The sequence below is a fragment of the Pseudomonas sp. LBUM1655 genome (genome assembly GCF_059716085.1).
The window spans coordinates 4,817,010-4,835,157 of sequence record NZ_CP166801.1 but is presented as its reverse complement, the minus strand read 5'-3'; the positions used below and the strand labels follow the sequence as shown (position 1 = coordinate 4,835,157).

Genomic DNA, 18,148 nt, shown 5'->3' with positions numbered 1-18,148 from the left:
AAGGAGCTGAATCATGGCACTGAGTAATATTGGCGGGCTGCTGGAAAAGCGCCGTTCGGCGCTGCTCGAATACTGCATCGGCCAGGTTGGCAATGCGAAATACCCTTTTGTGAAAACGCCGACCGATTTGTTCGAACTGCTGCGCATGGATCCGCTGGACACCTATCAGGTGCAGAGCTCCTGGGTGGCCGAAGCAACAAGTTGTGCGCAGCAGTACATTCATGCGGTGTATCGCAAGCTTGAGCCAGGCTTTGAAACACAGCGGTTCGACAAGCGGCATCTGGAGGAGTGGGAGCTTTGCAACAACTACCCAGACTGGGCGGCGGTGCAGATGATTTCGTGCTACCCGGAAAACTTCATCAATCCCTTTGTGCGTCTGCGCAAGACCAGTCTGTTCAAAAACCTGGAAAACAACCTCAACCAGGCGCGTTTGAACAACGATTCCGTTCAGGCTGCCCTGCAGGACTATTTGCAGGACTTCGAAAAGACCTGCGATCTGGACGTGATCAGTTGCTACATGGAGGGCACAACGCCTGCCCGCGCCGATTATTACTTTGTCGGGCGTCAACGTGTGCAGCCGTTCCAGTATTTCTGGCGCAAGGCCGAAATTGAACTAGGCGCCTCCACCGTTGCAGTCAATCCGGCCGCCTGGAGTGAGTGGCAAGCCGTGGAGATTCCGTCCGGCAACCGCGTGCTGGATATTCGCCCGGTGGTGTGGAATGGCCGGTTGTGTCTGGTCTGGGCCGAATGGCGTGACAAGGTCGCCAGCAAAGAAGCGGGCGAATACACCCCGAACAAACTTGAAATCAATCTGGCGTTCATGGCGCAGAACGGCCAATGGTCGGCACCTTTGAACCTGCACAGTTCGGAGTATGACCGTGCGCTTTTGCCGGACACGCGGTTGATTGCGAGCGTGCGCACCGACTATCTGGATCCCAAGGGCAAGCTGGGTGTTTTGATGTCGGGCAAGTTCGTACCGGCAGGGTCTGAACCTGATGATCTGAGGGTTTACGCCGTATATGACGTACTGATGCGCCCCATCAGCGGCGACGGCGGGGGCTGGCTGGATTTGGCGCTGCAACACCGATTCGTCAGCAACGAAACGGTTCAGCACCCGCTGAGCAGTCAGGTGACGGTTGTTCCACGGGTGCAGGTACCGGGCGTCATGACGCCGTATCTGGATGTGCAGGTCATGGCTCTGCGGGTGGATGAAAGCGATCTATTGATGGTGCAGGGTTTTTGCCGGCCCACGGGACGTGACAGTGCCTTAAAAAAAATGACGTTGGGGACGAACCAGGCAGGCGGGGACCCAGACCCGCTAGTCCAGGAAGTTGATGAAGCGGGCGGCTGGGTCACGGCGCCGTGGATAGCCAGTCGAGATAAAGGATCATGGTCGAACCCGACCACGTTTTCATTCGGTTTTCCCAATTGGACGGGGGGAGAAGTGTTGTTCGACCTGAGGATTGTCGACCTCATGGACTTCACCCCGCCGACCCTGCACAAAAATACCGTTGATGCCGCGCAGTTTCTTTCCTTCAACCAGCCCGGACTTGCATTGAAGTTCACCCGGCTCAACTCATTGTTTGGGCCGGAACTGGTGCAGCGCTCGAATATTTCCGTGGATGCCGTACTGGACTGGGAAACCCAGTTCTTGCCGGAGCCACCGCCCACCGGTGTGGTGTTTGATGAACCCAACGGTGCGTTCAACGGGGCCAACGGCCTGTTTTTCTGGGAACTGTTTTTTCATCTGCCGCATTTGATGGCCACGCGCTTGCGCGATGAAGAGCGCTTCCGTGAGGCGCAAAACTGGCTGCATTACCTGTTCGATCCTCAGGCACCTGCCGATCCTGTCACAGATCCACCCACTGCCAATCCGAAACCGAGGTATTGGCGCTGCCGCCCTTTGGACACCGTTCAAGGCGAGCCGGGTTGCGAAACGCAAGACCCCACAGACCCGGATGCCATTGGCTACGCCGCCCCCGCGCACTTCCAGATTCTGGTGTTCACCGATTATGTGAAAAACCTGATGGCCTGGGGTGACTGGTATTACCGGCAACTGACCCGTGACAGTCTGGTGGCGGCCAAGTTGTGCTACGTCCAGGCCGGGTTTCTGATGGGCGAGGCGCCCTCCGCCAGCACGGCAACCCGTTGGCAAACCAATACAGTCGAAAGCCTCTTGAATCAGAGCGCTTCGCGGCCCAGGCTCGAAGCTTTTGAGCAGACGCTGAATTTCAGCCTGGCGGATTTTCCGCTCGCCTCAGATACCCCGCCCATGCTCGGCCTGTTGGCGTGCGGGCCTTTTGAAATTCCGATCAATCAGTCGTTGCTCGACCTGTTCGAAGCCCCCCATCGACGGATGTATGGCCTGCGCAACAACCAGACCATTGATGGCAAACCGCTGGATATCCCCCTGTTCAGCCCCGCCACTGATCCCAATCAATTGTTGCGTGACCTGGCGTCCGGTGGCGTGGCCGGGCCGAGACCGATGGGCGGGCGGCTGGTGGTCAATGCGTTCCGCTGGCGCGTGACGTTCGAAGTCGCGCTGCGCGCGGTGCAGGCGTTGCAGGATTACGGCAGTCAGGTGCTGAATTTGCTTGAACGACGCGATCGCGCCGAGCAGGAAGAGTTGCAGCAAAACCATCTGGTGGAGTTGGGCAGCTACGCCGAGACGGTGCAGGAACAGTCCATCGCTCAGTTGGAGGCCAGCGTGACGGCGCTGCAGCATAGCCGGGCAGTGGCGCAGGAACGGGCCGATGCTTACGCAGCGCGCTACAACGACAACGTCTCGGCGATTGAGTATCAGGTCATGGCAAGCCTGAAACAGTCGAAAACATTCACCTTGCAGGCCAAAGTCGTCAAAACCGCAGGCGGGGTCATTGCGGCATTGCCAAAAATCTATGGTATGTCCAATGGTGGTTTCAAGCCCGAAAATGCATTCGATGCAGTCGCTTTCGGCCTGGAGGTTGCCTCTTCGCTATTGCAGATCGACGCCGATAGTCAGGCCACTACCGAAGGTTACCGTCGCCGCCGTGGCGAATGGGGCCTGCAACGCGACCAGGCACTGGCGGAGGTGCGGGCCATCGATGCGCAGATCGTAGCGCAAACCCATTCAGTCACCGCTGCCCGATCCAACCTTGAGCAAACCCTCAGGGGCAACGCTCAGGCATTGACGGTTTACAACTACCTGAAAAAACGCGCCAGTAACGCCGAGCTGTTCGGCTGGATGCTCGGTCAGCTCAAGGCGCTGCATTATCAGGCTTACGATGCGGTGATCAGCCTGTGCCTCAGCGCCCAGGCTTCACTGGCTGCCGAAACCGGCGATTACGATGCGCAGATCCCCTTGCCCCAGGTCTGGCTCGACCACCGCCATGGTCTGACCGCCGGTGAGCAGTTGCGTGGGCATCTGCTGCGTCTGGAACGTGAACACCTGCAACGTCAGGAGCGACGGCTGGAACTGGTCAAAACCGTCTCCTTGCGGCACTTGTTCAGTGACGAAGTTGAGCGCCAGGTGGGGGTTGCCGACTGGGCGGATGCCTTGGAGCAATTGAAAGATACTGGCGTGCTGGAGTTCAAGCTGACCCAGTTGCTGTTTGATCGTGATCATCCGGGCCACTTCTGCCGGCAGATCAGTTCGGTGGAAGTCGATCTGCCGGTACTGACCGGACCCTTCGAAGATGTCCGCGCGACCTTGCTCCAGATCAGCAGTATGACGGCGACCCGATCGACCACGCAGTCGGTGCAGTACTTGCACAATCCGATCGGGGTCGCGCCATCGGATGTGGTGATCAATCTGCGCAGCGCTCAGCAAATAGCGTTGTCGCTCGGGCTTGCCGACAACGGCCTGAGCGCCATGAAGCCCGATGAGGGGATGCTTAATCCGTTTGAGAACACCGGTGCGATCTCCAGTTGGCAACTGAAGTGCCCGTGGCCGGAAAAACAGCCGCAGGCAGCAATGCTCGCCTCGTTGACCGACATCATTGTGCGCATCCGCTACACCGCCAAGGCTGGTGAGCAGACCTTCATCCAAAAAGTCATGGATCTGGTCACCGAGGCTGAAAACGCCAGGCTGGACAAACCGTTCGAAGGGGCACGCAGTCATGAATGATCCAGTCATCCAAGCGAATGAAAGTCTGGTGCTTAATGGCGATTTCAATGACCGGCTGAACAAGTGGACTCGAAAAGGCCAAGTAGGTTTGGCAGCGGAAATGTATGAGGGCTGGCTCACCAATTTTATGGATGTCGGGGTTGGAAGCTTGGCCACTCAGGCCTTTGCGATCCCTAAAAAACCCGACGCCAATGCCCGGTACGAATTGTCGTTCCTCTGCGAACTGCGGCCCGGAGTGTCTTGGTCAGGTGATTCAGGCTGGTTGCGCATCCTTAAGGGCGACGACGTACTATTGAGCATCGAGCTCAGGAAAGGGGATTCACGCAACCTTGAACAGGATCAAGCCCGGCTGGCGACAGGGCAGCCGTTGGAGTTCCTGCCGATTGCCTATAGAGCGTCACTGGATGAGTTGGCGTTTGATAGTGGGGAGGAGCTGAGTGTTCAGGTCAGTGGTGTCGCGGCCAACCCTTTAGATACCCGTTCGTCTGTCTGTATCACCCGCATTGACCTCCAATTGCATCTGGAACCATTGAGGCTGCAAGAGATGCGCCTCGATGATCAGACTCTGGCGCCAGGCGCTGCGTTACACCTGTGCCTGGGAACGACGATCCTTGGCACTCCACATCGGTTGACGTTCTTGCCTGAGCCGGGAAATGCCTGGGAAAACACCGAGGCTTCGTTGAGCAGCGTCGGCAACCCTCGGGAAGCAATCATCGCGACACCTGATTGGGGTGTCGATCAATCGCTGGAATCCGAATGGCTGCTCGATTGCCCGTGGGTGGGGGATGAGGAGCGCTATGAGTTTGCGTTGACCTTGCGCAACCGGTACGCCGCCGAACCTTTCACTATCCCGATTTCACTGGGACATCACCGTCTGGCATTTCGTGATGAGCAGCAAGCCAGTCATTATCCGGTGCTTGAGTATGAAGACCAGGGCGTATGGCTGGGTGTGCGTGTGGTGTCGTATTACACCAGCCAGGCGATTGCAGACCAAACGGTGAACTGGTCGGTTGCAGGGCAAGGCGTCAAAGCCGCTTCGGTTACCAATGAGCAAGGCTGGGCCCAGTTCTATTACCAGCCGGAGGCGGCGGGTGATGTTGTTGTCACCGCAACGGTTGCCAGTCCTTACTACACCGAAGGCGAAGTCAGCATGCCGTTTGAGGTGAAGGTCCTGGCCACGGATCCGTGGAGCGACCTGAAGGAAATCATTGGCGGAGCACCGACAGACTGGGACACCCCCGGGTACCCGAACCGGGGCTCGATTCATGAATTGCAGGTACGCCTGCCCGCCGACAGTCCTTTGCTGAACACCACGATGGCGTTGCGCTGGAGCGGCGATGGGCATGAGCAACTCGGTGTGGTTGTCGAACCGCCCGTCGGGTCCCCGGTGCTTGTGGAAACACCCGACATGGGCTGGACGCTGACCTGCGAGGATCGGCTGGACGGCCGGTTCAAACTGTCACTGGTTTGCTCAATGCTCAAATTGCCGGCTCCCGAAAAAATCATGTCGCTGGCGCGCAACATCGTACGGATTGCCGACGTGCGCGAGGCCAACAAGTATCCGGTGGTGGCGGATAGGGAAATTGTGGTGTTGCGCCTGCAAGTGGTGCATGTCACAGCAAGCGGCGACGGCGAGGGTGTCATCGACGCTCGGGTCGACTGGGACACCCTCGATGGCCCGTTTTCGACCCGCACCGGCACCGGTGGCTGGGCGAGTCTGTCTTTCGTGCCAAGACAGGTCGGCGAGCAGGTCGTCACCGCCAGCGTCAAGGCCTACGAAGGTGCGGTGGGCATTGAGCGCAAATTCGATGTGAAAGCGATTGCGACCAGTTCCTGGAAAGACAAGGTGGAGATCAAGGTGGATAACCTATCCATCTCCCAAATCAAGGGAGTCGTGTGTTACCGAGGGGAGACACACACCTTGCAAGTCGAGGCGTTACCCGGCAGCCCATTGATTGGCCAAAACATTACGCTCGAGTGGCGGGGTAGCGAGCCGGGTATCGGCCTGGTGGCGAGTGACATCGGAACACCCAAGACTTTGCCCGCCGAGGGCGGCCTGAGCTGGACACTGGAGTCTGATCTTACGGGCAGCATCAGCAGCATGTTTGAGATGAGATTGACTTGTGCAGGGCTTGAAGATCGAGAATTGTTCGGGCGCCTGATGAAGCGTGATTTTCAGGATGAATTGTCCGTGGTACTGGATCAGATGATCACGACGAGGGGGCAGCAACTCTACCCATGTCTAGGGGCCAGGCACCGCTACACCCTGAGGCCTCACGCGTTGAGTCCTTTGGTGGGGTGGAATATCGCTCCGTTGTGGGTGAGTGGCGACACACCGGACAAGCTGGGTATCACGATTGAGCCTGCTTTGATAACTGAGCAGTGGCTGGAGGATGGTGGCGCAACCTGGACACTCGATTGTTCAAGCGCTCCGGCACCGGCTGATTTTTCCCTCCTTTTCCAGACGCCTTTGGGTCGAGTCGATGCCAACCAGATGAAGATGGGTCACAACAAATTCAGGATCGAGGCGTCGCACGAGTCAGCGGTGGATCCGGTTGTCGGGCAGGATCCCGCGTGGATGTGGGTGCAACTGGTGTCTCATTTCACAGACCTTGCCGTGGATCAGGTACCAGTGAACTGGATCGTGGATGAAAAAAACCAAGAGCACAAAACCGCTGCTGACGGTTGGAGTGGCTTCCCCTTTGTGCCCGCCACGGGAGGTGGCAAAACGGTCGAGGCCCGGGTGATCAGTCCGTATGACGGCTTCGAAGAATCCCGTTCGATGACGGTCAATGCGCTGGCGAGTGATCCGTGGGAAGAGGTGACGCTCAATTTTGATGGGCAAGTGGAACAGTCATTGGGAACACAGACGTTCTTCCCGCGGCGCAATGGGGAACACAGACTTGACGTGAAAGCCCCGCAGGGCAGTGCCTTGTTTGGCAAGTATCTGACGCTGGGCATGATGGACACCGGGCCAACGGAACTGGGCATACGCTTTGAAGAACCCAGGCTTGGCGAACCCAGGTATTTCAGCGAAGCAGGATTGACCTACCAATTCAGGGTAGGCGATCTCAAGGACGGAAGCTTTGGCCTGGGCCTCTCGTCCTCTCGGCTGGCGCGCCTGTCACCGGTCAACGCATTTTCGGTGGGTCAAGGCTCGCAGGTGGTGAAAATCGCCGAGCGCCAGCGGATCAACAAGACGCTGCTGTGGAGGGAGGTTGTGTCGGAACAGATCACCGTCATCTCGGTGGTCAGCGGCAAGCCGATGGTGGGGGTGACGGTGACGTGGCGCAGTCCTGATCTGGGTGTCGTGACGTCGACCACCAATTTTTACGGCGTGGCGAAAATAGCCTTTGTACCGACCACACCCGGGGCGTTTGCACTGACGGCAACGGTGGGGGATGAGCTGTATTCGGATTCGGTTTCGATGGCGTATTTTCTGAGCGAGCCTCGGCAGATCAGCGCGTTGGTCATTGATGAGCCCGGCGGCTATCCCGGCCAGCAAATGACCGCACAGGCATGGGTGGTTTCGGCAAATACCGGGGAGCCTATGGCAGATGTCGAGGTGATGTGGGAGCACGACAACACATCGATACCGGCAACACTGACGGATGCCGATGGCAAGGCAACGTGTAGTTTTACCTTCGGGTCATCGGGTGAGGCTGCTTTGTGGGCGTCGGTAAAGGGCGGTTTGGCTGGCTGGGATGTGAAAACGCTGTGGTTGACCGTCATTGAACGTCCAGCGGCAGTGGCCTCCGTTGTCGCTTCGCCCAATCCGGTTCCCTTGCAGACCTATGTAACGATGACTGCATTGATCGTGGGTAAGGAGTCTCGAGAGCCGATGCCTGACAGAAAGATCCAGGTCTCAAATAATGGAGCACCATTCTTCGAAACCACTACCGATCACAAGGGGCGATATCAGAGCCATTGGAGACCGATGGCTATAACGGATAACGTTTCCCTCGCCGTCAAGCTCGACAACCCAGATGGCACCTCGGACAGTGGTGCCGTGTATGTCACGGTCGTGAGCTGATCGACAGTTTAAAGCGCGGCACTTCGTTTCCAACTGAGATACCGCGTCACCAGTTCGGCCCCCAACTCCGCAGGCCGAACATCCACCACCGGAACTCCGTGAGCATTCAACCGCTCATGGAGTTCTGCCCGTTCATTCAGATAGCTCACCGCCCCGCAGTAGGCCAGTGCATCAGGCAATGTTTGCACCGGCGTATTACGCAGCGTATCGAGTGTTTCCTCACGCAAACTCGCCACCAGTACTCGGTGTTGCGTGCTCAAGCGTTTGACAGCGCCGAGCAGTTCTTCATCGTCCTCATCACGCAGGTTGCTGACCAGCACCACCAGCGCCCGGCGCTTTTGCCGGGCCAACAGCTGATTGGCGGCTGCCTGGTAATCGGCGGGGCGCTGGCTGCTGTCGAGGTCGTAGACACTGTTGAGCAGCGCGTTCAGTTGGCCGGTGCCTTTGACCGGCGCGAGATAGCGAGGTTGATCGCAGGCAAAAGTCATCAAGCCAACGGCATCACCCTGGCGCAAGGCGATGTAACTGAGCAGCAGACAGGCGTTGAGTGCGTGATCGAAGTGCGACAGTTCATCGTCCTGGCTGCGCATGCGCCGGCCGCAGTCGAGCAGGAAAATGATCTGCTGATCGCGTTCGTCCTGATACTCACGGGCAATCGGCGTGCGCTGGCGTGCCGTGGCTTTCCAGTCGATCTGGCGCAGGCTGTCGCCTTCACGGAATTCGCGCAGTTGATGGAACTCCAGACCCTGGCCGCGACGTTGTCTCTGGCGCACGCCGAGTTGGCTGAGCCAGTTGTCCACCGCCAGCAACTGACCGCCGTATAGCCGGGCAAAGTCGGGGTAAACGCGGGTGCTATCGCTAACCTGCAACAGGCGTTTGCCTGACCATAGACCCAGCGGACTTGGCAGGTTGACTTCGCACACATCGACGCTGAAATGACCGCGTTTGAGTGGCCGCAGGCGATAACCGATCTGGCTGGTTTGACCGGGCTGCAACGCGACGCTGAGTGGCAGGTTTTCAAAGCTCAGCCCATCGGGGACATGGTCGAAGATCTGAATGTTCAGGGGTTCGGCAAAGTCATGCTCAACCTCAAGCTGCACGTCTCCCCAACGCCCGAGCGCAAGGCTGCCGGGCATCTGCCGTTTGATCCGCAGTGCCGGCAGGCGCTTGAGGCGCAGCGCGTCGAGCATTGCCAGCGCCAACAATGCCAGCAGCAATCCCCAGTTGATCGATAGCACGCTGGCCGGGATGTCGACCTCCAGTGCCCGCAAAGTGCCCAGCACCATGCCGATGACCAGCAGCATGGCCAGCCAGATCAGCAGCAGGCGTGCGGGTTTCACAGGCGCGGCGCCGGGATCTGGTCGAGGAGTTGCTGCAGCACCTGATCGACTTGCAGGCCTTCGATGTCCAGCTCCGGAGCAATGCGTACGCGATGGCGCAGCACGGCCAGTGCGCAGCCCTTGATGTCATCCGGGATCACGAACTCGCCGCCGCGCAACAACGCCCGTGCGCGGGCACAACGCACCAGTGCGATCGAGGCGCGCGGCCCGGCACCGAGGATCAGGCCTGGCCAGGTGCGGGTGCTGCGCGCCAGACGCACGGCGTAGTCGAGCACCTGATCGTCCAGCGGCAAATCACTGGCAATGCGCTGCAAGGCTTGCACATCCTTGGCTTGCAGCACGGTGCGCAGTGGCTGCACATCGAGCATGTCGGCGCGGGTCGAACGGCTGACCTGTCGCACCATGTTCAATTCCTGATCCGCGTCCGGGTAGTCCATGCGCACCTTGAGCATGAAGCGGTCTAGTTCAGCTTCCGGCAGTGGATAAGTGCCTTCCTGTTCGATCGGGTTCTGCGTGGCCAACACCATGAACGGCTGAGCGATTGGCAGTGCGCGGCCTTCAAGGGTGACCTGGCGTTCCTGCATGGCTTCGAGCAGCGCGGCCTGAGTTTTCGCCGGGGCGCGGTTGATCTCGTCGGCCAGCAACAGATTGGTGAACAACGGGCCTTTGCGCAGCTTGAACTGCTCTGTCTGAAGGTCGTAGACCGCGTGGCCGGTGATGTCGCTGGGCATCAGGTCCGGGGTGAACTGAATGCGTGCGAACTCGCCGCCGAAGCACCGCGCCAATGCGCGTACCAGCAGGGTTTTACCCAGTCCGGGAACGCCTTCAAGCAACACGTGGCCGCCGGCGATGAGTGCAGTGAGCACGTCGTCGATCACCGCGTTCTGGCCGATCACGGCTTTCTGCAATTCGCCACGCACCGCTTGGGCCAGTTGACTGGCACGCTGGCGTTGCTGGGCGGCGTGGCTGGCGCTGCCGGGCTCGATCTGTTCAGTCATAGCGTGTTCCTCAAGGTTTGCAGGTGGGCGACCTGGCGGCAGAAGTCGGCGCTGGACATCCGCCGGTTCGGCACCGGGCTCAAGGCCTGGCTGATGGCACGGGTGGGTTGCCGTGTCAGGCGCGACAGCGCCAGCCATTGTTCGGCGACGTTCAATTGATCAAAACCGGGATGCCGTCGCCGGGCACGACGCAATACGTCCTGTTGCAACGCCTGCAATAGCGACTGCTGTCCGTTGTGCCGGAGCATGAAATCGGCACTGGCACGCAGGTGTTCCTGCAACTGCCGACGGCCAGTCGAGGCGGGCGCCTGAAGCGGGCCGTGGCGTACGCCGGCTTGCCACAACCACAGGCCAATCAGTGCAAGCAGGGCGACGATGGCTTGTGGGAAATAGCGCCAGAGTAGCGTCAACAGGCCATCGTGCTCGGTGTTGTAGATCAGCGTGACGTCGGTGTCGGCGCTCAGGTACCAGAGCAGCCAGGCGTTGTCGTACTGGGCGATGGCCGGGGTTTTCCACAACTCGGCATCGGTAACTACGGTGATCGAACCGAGGCTGTAGGGCAGTTGCATCATGTGCGTGGCCTTGGCGCTGTTGGCCCAGGCCTGGGCAAGATTTTTCGGATCATCGAGGTGAAAGTCGGTGTCGAACCCCGCATAGGCCGGCGCGTCTTCATCTTCCATGTACAGCTTGGTCAATTTCGGAAAAGGGTCTTGCTCCTGATCGGTGGGTGGATCCTTCAGATCCTTGCTCAGGGATTGGTGCAGTTGCACATGATCAAGCAACAGGTCGTTGCTTTGTTTCGCCTGCTCATCCCAGAGCGATTCGGCGACAAACACCAGCCGCCCACCGGCCCGCGTCCAGTTCAACACTTGATCGACCTGACGCGGCGTCATTCGCGAACGGTCGTTGAACAGCAGCAATGTGTGGCCCCGTGGATCGGTGTCCGGCAGCACCGCCAGACTTTCGGCATGGGCGACTTTGATGCCGCGCTCGCGCAAAAACATTTCTGCCGCCAGATAGGGATTGGCCTGCGCGGCTGGTGAGGGGCCGTGATCGATCTGCTCCTGATACGGCTTGGCGTTGAGGTACAGGAATATGCTCAGCGCAGCCAGCAGCGCGACGATCAATGCGCCAATCCACCACAGCGTGCGCCGGTTCAACGGCTGACTCCATGGCCGAACAGGGCGCGCCAGCCATCACACAACTCCTGTTGCAGATGCGCCGCCGGTATCCGATGCCCGTAGGCCATGCTCTGCCAGTGCGTGGTCAGCGTGCGGCTGAAGGCGAGCAATTCCGGACGCTGCAACTGTTCGACACGCGCCAGCACCTGATTTTCGGTGTCGGCGTCTTTCAGGGTCAGAGCAAAGTCGTGCAGCAAATGGCTGAGCAGGCCCCGATAGAGCAAACTCAAGGCTGCGCGGGGCTGGCTCTGCCAGAGTTGTTCGGCGTGGGTGGCGATATCGTCTGGCAGGGTGTCGCGGTTCAGATCCAGGCCGAAGGCTTGCTGCGGGGTTGGTCGCTTGGCGCGGGCGGGCAGTTTCGGCCGGCTGACGAAGGTTTGCAGAAACTCCCGATAGCGCCAGACCAGCCAGCCGAGTCCCGCAATCAATGTGCCCCACAACACCACTTCGATCAGCGTGGCCAAGGTATTGAAGTGGCGGCCGTCGAGCCAGCCGAGCAGGGTCTTCAGCCACTGCGGAGCTTCACCGTCCTTCTCGGATTTGGCCGGGGCCGCCGGGTCGTCACCAAAGCGATAACGGGTGACGGACTCCTTGTTCTTGAATGGCGCTTGTTCAAGCAGGGCCTTGACGCTGTCACGTGATTCCTGACTGGTCAGCGGCTGATTCAACAAGCGCGGCGCATCCGGGCTGCTGACGGGCTCGGCCGCCCAGACCTGGGGCACATTCGGCAGCAGCAGACACACCGCCAGCAGCACGCCGACCACGCTGCTGTTCAGGCGTTGGCGCAAGCGGCGGAACACCAGTTCAATGTCCCATGCCTCCAGTTGTGTGCGCCGATTCAGATAGAGACTAAAACCGCAGGCCACGTAGATCGGCTCCCACACCACCAGCACCAGTGCATAAAAGGCGTTGGTCAGGTGCTCCAGCCAGCGCCAGTCCTGATCCGCCGCGAGAATCAACGACTGCCAGTCCCAGTCGGTTTCGATCTGTTGCGGTAACAGCAGGTAGAACAGCACCATCAGGCCAATCCACAGCGCCGTTTCCAGATGCACGCCGATGATCGTCAGCCACTGTGCGGCGCCGGCGTTGCGTTGTAGCAACACCTGCAAACGCTGCTGACGGGCGTCGCCATCCAGACTTTCAAGTTGCACAACGGGCAGCAGAAAGCTGCGGCTCAAACTCAGGCGTCGCCAGGTCAGGCTGGCCAGCAGTTGCGGTTTGAGCAGGCGCGGCCACTCACGCAGGGCTTGTCTGAGCGTCGGCGTTTCGCCGAACAGCGCTTTGGACAGGATGTACAGTGGCAGGCGTTCATAGGCCGGTTTCAGCCACCAGAAAATAAACACCGCCAGTGACGGCGAATCCCACAGCAACACGCTGAGCAAGGCGAACAGCGGCAGGGTGACGATGGCCCAACTGGTCATCAACAAGCGTCGATGCTGCTGACTCATGAGCACGCCAAGATCCATGGCTTCCCAGGTGGTACGCGGACGGATGACCACGGTCGCGTCACTCAGGCGCATGGCGTGTCCTTCCGGCGAACAGCAAATAGCTCGCCACTAACATCCACAGAGCGGCACCGACCAGATATTTGGTGAGCGGAGCGACGCTGGTTTTCGACGACCAATAGGCTTCTATAAACGCGGCGATCAGCAGGAACAACATGACCCCACAGATCAGCAGCACGCTTTTGCGCGCGGCGCGTTTCAACGCTTCGGCACGGGTCAGGCGCCCCGGTGCGATCAACGCCCAGCCCAGTTGCAGACCTGCCGCGCCGGCCAGGGCAATGGCTGTCAGTTCAAAGGCACCATGGGCGACCACGAATGACCAGAAGGTCTGGCCGTAGCCGATTTCACTCAGATGCCCGGCCACGGCGCCGATGACCAGGCCGTTGTAGAACAGGAAAAACGCACTGCCCACCCCCATCAGCAAACCACTGGCGAAGGTCTGAAAGGCGATGCCGATGTTGTGCATCACGTAGTAGCCGAACATCACCCAGTCTTCGCTGGCCGCGCGTTCGGCCGGGCGCCCGAGGTGACCGGCCACCGGGTCATACATGCCTTGCATCTCGCGCACCTGATCGGCGGGGAGCAGGTTGTAGACCAGTTCGGGAAACACATAGACCAGCACACCGACGCCGATCAGGCTGCCGAAAAACAACAGGCCGGCGGCCAGCACGAAACGCCATTCGGCACGCACCAGACGCGGGAAGTCGGCGAGGATGAAGCTCAACAGGTTGGCGCCCAAACGACTGCGATGCCGGTAAAGCTGTTGATGACCGCGCAATACCTGTTGTTGCAGCGAGTCGATGAGAAAACTGCTGTAACCGCGTTCCTGCGCCAGTGCCAGATGTTGGCAGAGGTGCCGATACGCTTTGGGGAAGCCTGCCACTTGTGAGGTTTCCTTACCCCGTTCGAGACGTTCAAGGGCCAGCGCAAAACGCTCCCATTCGGCCTTGTGTCGATTTTCGAAAAGGCTTTGCTTCATGTCGGACCCAACAAGCCGCGGGCGATGCCGTTGAGTTCGGTGACTGCCCTGGGCGCAGAAATATGCAGCGGCTGGGCCAGCAACGCCGCCAGTTCATTGACCCGCGCCGGTGTCAGCTCGGCCTGCCGCTCGGCGAATCTGAGCAGCGCACGCTGTTCGCTGAGGGTGAGGGCAATCGGCGCGCGGCGCGGTTCGGCGGCGGGCAGTTGCGGGCGGGTTAGTGGGCGTTCGCTGTAGACCACCAGCGTGCCGGCGGCGATGTCGCCCAGACGCTTGAAGGTCGGGTGATTAAGGCAACTGAGGGTGCCGAGGAAATAACCGAATGGCAGCAGATCGACAAAGCGCAACAGGTTGCGCAGCAAGGACGCCGACCAGCCAATCGGCGTGCCGTCATCGTGTACCACGCGCAGGCCCATCCATTGCTTACCCGGCGAGCGTCCCTGGCGCAGCACTTCGAACAGCACCATGTACCACCAGCTGACCGCAAACAGCAGCAGCGAGCCGAGGCCCATGCCGAGCTTGCCGAAAAACGCCAGGACGATGAACAGCACGCCCATGACCGCGCCGCGAATGCTCAGGTCAATCGCGAAGGCGATGGCCCGCACCATCAACCCGGCGGGTCGCAGCGGCAAGTCGATGCCTTCCGGCGTTTCGACCTGATGCCGCGTATCCAGCGGTGCTTTCCTTGGCGGTGCTGTGGGCTCGAGCATGGGCTTCCTGATGTTCGCCTGTTCGGGATGCAAGTGGGGCCGATGCTAGCAGCCTCTCGGGGGGAAACGACATAACTATGTATTGCACATCGTGTGACGCCAGGTGTTTGAATGACGCGAGGCTGGCCGCGACCGCGGTTGAACGCCTAGACTTCGCCGATCTTCAGTTCAGGAACCGCCCGTGACTTCCATCTTTTGGTACGACTACGAAACCACTGGCATCAATCCCCGCAACGACCGCCCGCTGCAGGTTGCCGGGATTCGCACCGATCATGACCTCAACGAAATCGATGAACCGGTCAATCTCTACTGCCAACCCAGCGAAGACATCCTGCCGCATCCGGCGGCGTGCGTAATCACTGGCATTACTCCGAGCCAGCTCGCCGACAAGGGCTTGAGCGAGGCCGATTTCATGACCCGGGTGCATGCACAACTGGCGGCTCCCGGTACGTGCGGCGCCGGTTACAACACGTTGCGGTTCGACGACGAGATGACGCGCTACAGTTTGTACCGCAATTTCTTCGACCCATACGCGCGTGAATGGCAGGGTGGCAACAGTCGCTGGGATCTGATCGATGTGGTCCGCGCCGCGTATGCACTGCGTCCGGACGGGCTGGTCTGGCCGACCGATGACCAGGGTCGGGTAACGCTCAAGCTCGAGCGCCTGACGGCCGTGAACAATATTGATCATGGCCACGCCCACGAGGCCTTGTCGGACGTGCGCGCGACCATCGCGCTGGCGCGGCTGATCCGCGAGAAGCAGCCAAAACTGTATGACTGGTTGTTCCAGTTGCGCAGCAAGCAAAAGGTCATGGATCAGATTCGTCTGTTGCAGCCGCTGGTGCACATTTCAGGGCGCTTCTCGGCGGCGCGCAGTTATGTCGGCGTGGTGCTGCCGTTGGCCTGGCATCCGAAGAACCGCAACGCCTTGATCGTCTGCGATCTGCATCTGGATCCCCAGGGCTTGCTCGATCTCGATGCGCAGACCCTGCGCCAGCGCCTGTACACCCGCCGTGACGATTTGCTGGAAGGTGAGTTGCCGGTGCCGCTCAAACTGATTCATATCAATCGTTGCCCTGTGGTGGCGCCACTGTCGGTATTGCGTGCGCAAGATCAGCAGAGACTGGGGCTGGACATGGCGCTTTATCAGGACCGAGCGCTGCGACTAACTGACGCACAAGAAGTTTGGAAAGATAAAGTTGCGGCGATTTATGCCAGCGAAGACTTCACCCCGAGCGAGGATCCGGAACAACAGTTGTACGACGGATTTATCGGTGACCGCGACCGACGTCTATGTGAGCAAGTGAGAACGGCCGATCCTGCGCAATTAGCGCAAGAGCAATGGCCTTTCGATGATGAACGTTTGCCTGAATTACTCTTTCGATATCGAGCGCGTAACTTTCCCGACACCTTGAATTTTGAAGAGCAGGAACGTTGGCGAATATTTTGTCAGCAGCGTTTGTCCGCGCCTGAATGGGGGGCTCCAAATACCCTGACATCTTTTACAGAGGCCGCAGAGGAATGGGCGCTTAGTGCGACGCCGGTGCAGAGTGCGGTGCTCAATGAATGGCAGAATTATGTCCAGGCATTACGCAAACGTTTGAATCTTTGAAATCGAACATGACCGGGTTAATTCCGGACATAAAAAAACGCCAGCATTCGCTGGCGTTTCTTTTTCACCGCAGATCAGTCTGCGGCAGGCGTTGCGGCTTAGCCCAGCAGGGTAGCCCAGCCTTCAACCACGTCACCGCCCCACTTGGCTTTCCACTCTTTCAGAGTTTTATGGTTGCCACCTTTGGTTTCGATGACTTCGCCGTTGTGCGGGTTTTTGTATTGTTTAACTTTGCGAGCACGCTTGGTGCCGGTAGTTTTTACTGCGCCGCCGCGTGGAGCCTTGGTTTTGGATTCTGGATCCAGCAGGGCGATGATGTCACGCAGGGATTTGGAGTATTCGCCCATCAGGGTGCGCAGTTTGCCTTCGAATTCCAGCTCGGTTTGCAGTTTGTCGTCTTGCGACAGGTTCTTCAAACGGGCTTGCAGCTCTTTGATAGCTTCTTCGGTGGCGCGATATTCGTTGATCAAGGACATGATTACTACCTTAGTAGAGTGCTGAGTGGCAGGGGACAGTGCCGCAATAATAGTCAGGCTGTTTCATCAAGTAAACATTTAACCGGGGTTTTTATTTAAATTAGTTACAAGAATTAGCGGTAAATTGAATGTTCGGTTAAATAGTGTGATGCAGTCATCACAGATACTCACAGTTATCTGATCTAGCAGTACCTCCGAATCGCCGTCCCGTTGACGGTTGTCCCCGTCAAAAAGCTGTACGCCGGGGTGGGGCGAACGCCCCCGAGCTCATCAATACTGCAGTTTTGCTGCGCAGTCGCTAGAATGGCGGCCTTTGCGAAGTTCTGGAGTTTCCCCCTCATGCGCACTTTTCGGCTGGTGATTTCTTGCCCGGACCGCGTTGGCATTGTTGCCAAAGTCAGTAATTTTCTGGCATCCCATAATGGCTGGATCACCGAAGCGAGCCACCACTCGGATAATCAGATCGGTTGGTTCTTCATGCGTCACGAAATTCGTGCCGATTCGCTGCCGTTCGGTATTGAAGTCTTGCGCGAGAAGTTTGCACCGATCGCCGAAGAGTTCTCGATGGACTGGCGCATCACCGACACCGAGCAGAAAAAACGCGTGGTGCTGATGGCCAGCCGCGAATCCCATTGCCTGGCCGATCTGCTGCACCGCTGGCACAGCGATGAACTGGATTGCGAAATCTCCTGCGTGATTTCCAACCACGACGATCTGCGCAGCATGGTCGAGTGGCACGGCATTCCTTATTACCACGTCCCGGTCAATCCGCAGGACAAGGAACCGGCCTTCGCCGAAGTGTCGCGTCTGGTCAAACAACACGATGCCGAAGTGGTGGTGCTGGCGCGCTACATGCAAATCCTGCCGCCGGCGCTGTGCCGCGAATACGCGCACCAGGTCATCAACATTCACCACAGCTTCCTGCCGTCGTTCGTCGGTGCCAAGCCTTACCACCAGGCCTCCCTGCGTGGCGTGAAACTGATCGGTGCGACCTGCCACTACGTGACCGAAGAGCTGGACGCCGGTCCGATCATCGAGCAGGACGTTGTCCGCGTCAGCCACAGCGACAGCATCGAAGACATGGTGCGTTTCGGTCGTGACGTCGAGAAGATGGTGTTGGCGCGTGGCCTTCGTTATCACCTCGAAGATCGTGTGCTGGTACATGGCAACAAGACTGTAGTGTTCTGATCGAACGACTTCATGCTTGAA

At 59.0% G+C, this 18,148-nt stretch carries 11 protein-coding genes; 4 read left to right on the top strand and 7 right to left on the bottom strand.

Annotation, left to right across the window (positions count from 1 at the left end):
• The first annotated feature begins 13 nt into the window (after window positions 1–13).
• Together ACA074_RS21655 and ACA074_RS21650 are read left to right on the top strand one after the other, a co-directional pair.
• Window positions 14–4,105 (top strand): Tc toxin subunit A-related protein, encoded by a 4,092-nt coding sequence (locus tag ACA074_RS21655; protein ID WP_497677772.1) that lies wholly within the window; start codon window positions 14–16, stop codon window positions 4,103–4,105.
• Complete coding sequence (locus ACA074_RS21650; protein WP_497677771.1) at window positions 4,098–8,138, top strand: Ig-like domain-containing protein; 4,041 nt, start codon at window positions 4,098–4,100, stop codon at window positions 8,136–8,138. The genes ACA074_RS21655 and ACA074_RS21650 overlap by 8 nt, the downstream gene beginning before the upstream one ends.
• Window positions 8,139–8,146: 8 nt before the next feature.
• Here the strand turns inward: ACA074_RS21650 and ACA074_RS21645 are convergent, their stop codons facing one another.
• From ACA074_RS21645 to ACA074_RS21620, 6 genes are read right to left on the bottom strand one after another with little or no spacing between them, the layout of a single operon-like run.
• Complete coding sequence (locus ACA074_RS21645) at window positions 8,147–9,478, bottom strand: DUF58 domain-containing protein (RefSeq protein WP_497677770.1); 1,332 nt, start codon at window positions 9,476–9,478, stop codon at window positions 8,147–8,149.
• A complete protein-coding gene (locus ACA074_RS21640; RefSeq protein ID WP_497677769.1) occupies window positions 9,475–10,476 on the bottom strand; it encodes an AAA family ATPase in 1,002 nt (333 codons plus the stop codon). Before ACA074_RS21640 ends, ACA074_RS21645 begins: the two co-directional genes overlap by 4 nt.
• On the bottom strand, window positions 10,473–11,636 hold the full coding sequence (locus ACA074_RS21635) for a DUF4350 domain-containing protein (RefSeq protein WP_497677768.1): 1,164 nt from the start codon (window positions 11,634–11,636) through the stop codon (window positions 10,473–10,475). Before ACA074_RS21635 ends, ACA074_RS21640 begins: the two co-directional genes overlap by 4 nt.
• Window positions 11,633–13,177, bottom strand: coding sequence for a DUF4129 domain-containing protein (locus tag ACA074_RS21630; RefSeq protein ID WP_497677767.1), 1,545 nt, complete (start codon window positions 13,175–13,177; stop codon window positions 11,633–11,635). The genes ACA074_RS21635 and ACA074_RS21630 overlap by 4 nt, the downstream gene beginning before the upstream one ends.
• Window positions 13,164–14,141 (bottom strand): stage II sporulation protein M, encoded by a 978-nt coding sequence (locus ACA074_RS21625; protein ID WP_187678098.1) that lies wholly within the window; start codon window positions 14,139–14,141, stop codon window positions 13,164–13,166. Before ACA074_RS21625 ends, ACA074_RS21630 begins: the two co-directional genes overlap by 14 nt.
• Complete coding sequence (locus tag ACA074_RS21620; RefSeq protein ID WP_497677766.1) at window positions 14,138–14,851, bottom strand: RDD family protein; 714 nt, start codon at window positions 14,849–14,851, stop codon at window positions 14,138–14,140. Before ACA074_RS21620 ends, ACA074_RS21625 begins: the two co-directional genes overlap by 4 nt.
• 181 nt (window positions 14,852–15,032) lie before the next feature.
• On the opposite strand from ACA074_RS21620, the gene sbcB reads away from it, so the two are divergent.
• The gene (gene sbcB, locus ACA074_RS21615; protein WP_497677765.1) at window positions 15,033–16,463 is read left to right on the top strand and encodes an exodeoxyribonuclease I; all 1,431 of its coding nucleotides are present in this window, start codon (window positions 15,033–15,035) and stop codon (window positions 16,461–16,463) included.
• Between the two features lie 98 nt (window positions 16,464–16,561).
• Here the strand turns inward: sbcB and mvaT are convergent, their stop codons facing one another.
• Window positions 16,562–16,939: a histone-like nucleoid-structuring protein MvaT gene (gene mvaT / locus ACA074_RS21610; RefSeq protein WP_007933316.1), complete on the bottom strand. Its 378-nt coding sequence runs from the start codon at window positions 16,937–16,939 to the stop codon at window positions 16,562–16,564.
• Between the two features lie 339 nt (window positions 16,940–17,278).
• Between mvaT and purU the strand changes: the two genes are divergently transcribed.
• Window positions 17,279–18,127, top strand: a complete 849-nt coding sequence (gene purU / locus ACA074_RS21605) for a formyltetrahydrofolate deformylase (RefSeq protein ID WP_187678095.1) — start codon at window positions 17,279–17,281, stop codon at window positions 18,125–18,127.
• The last annotated feature ends 21 nt before the right edge of the window (window positions 18,128–18,148 follow it).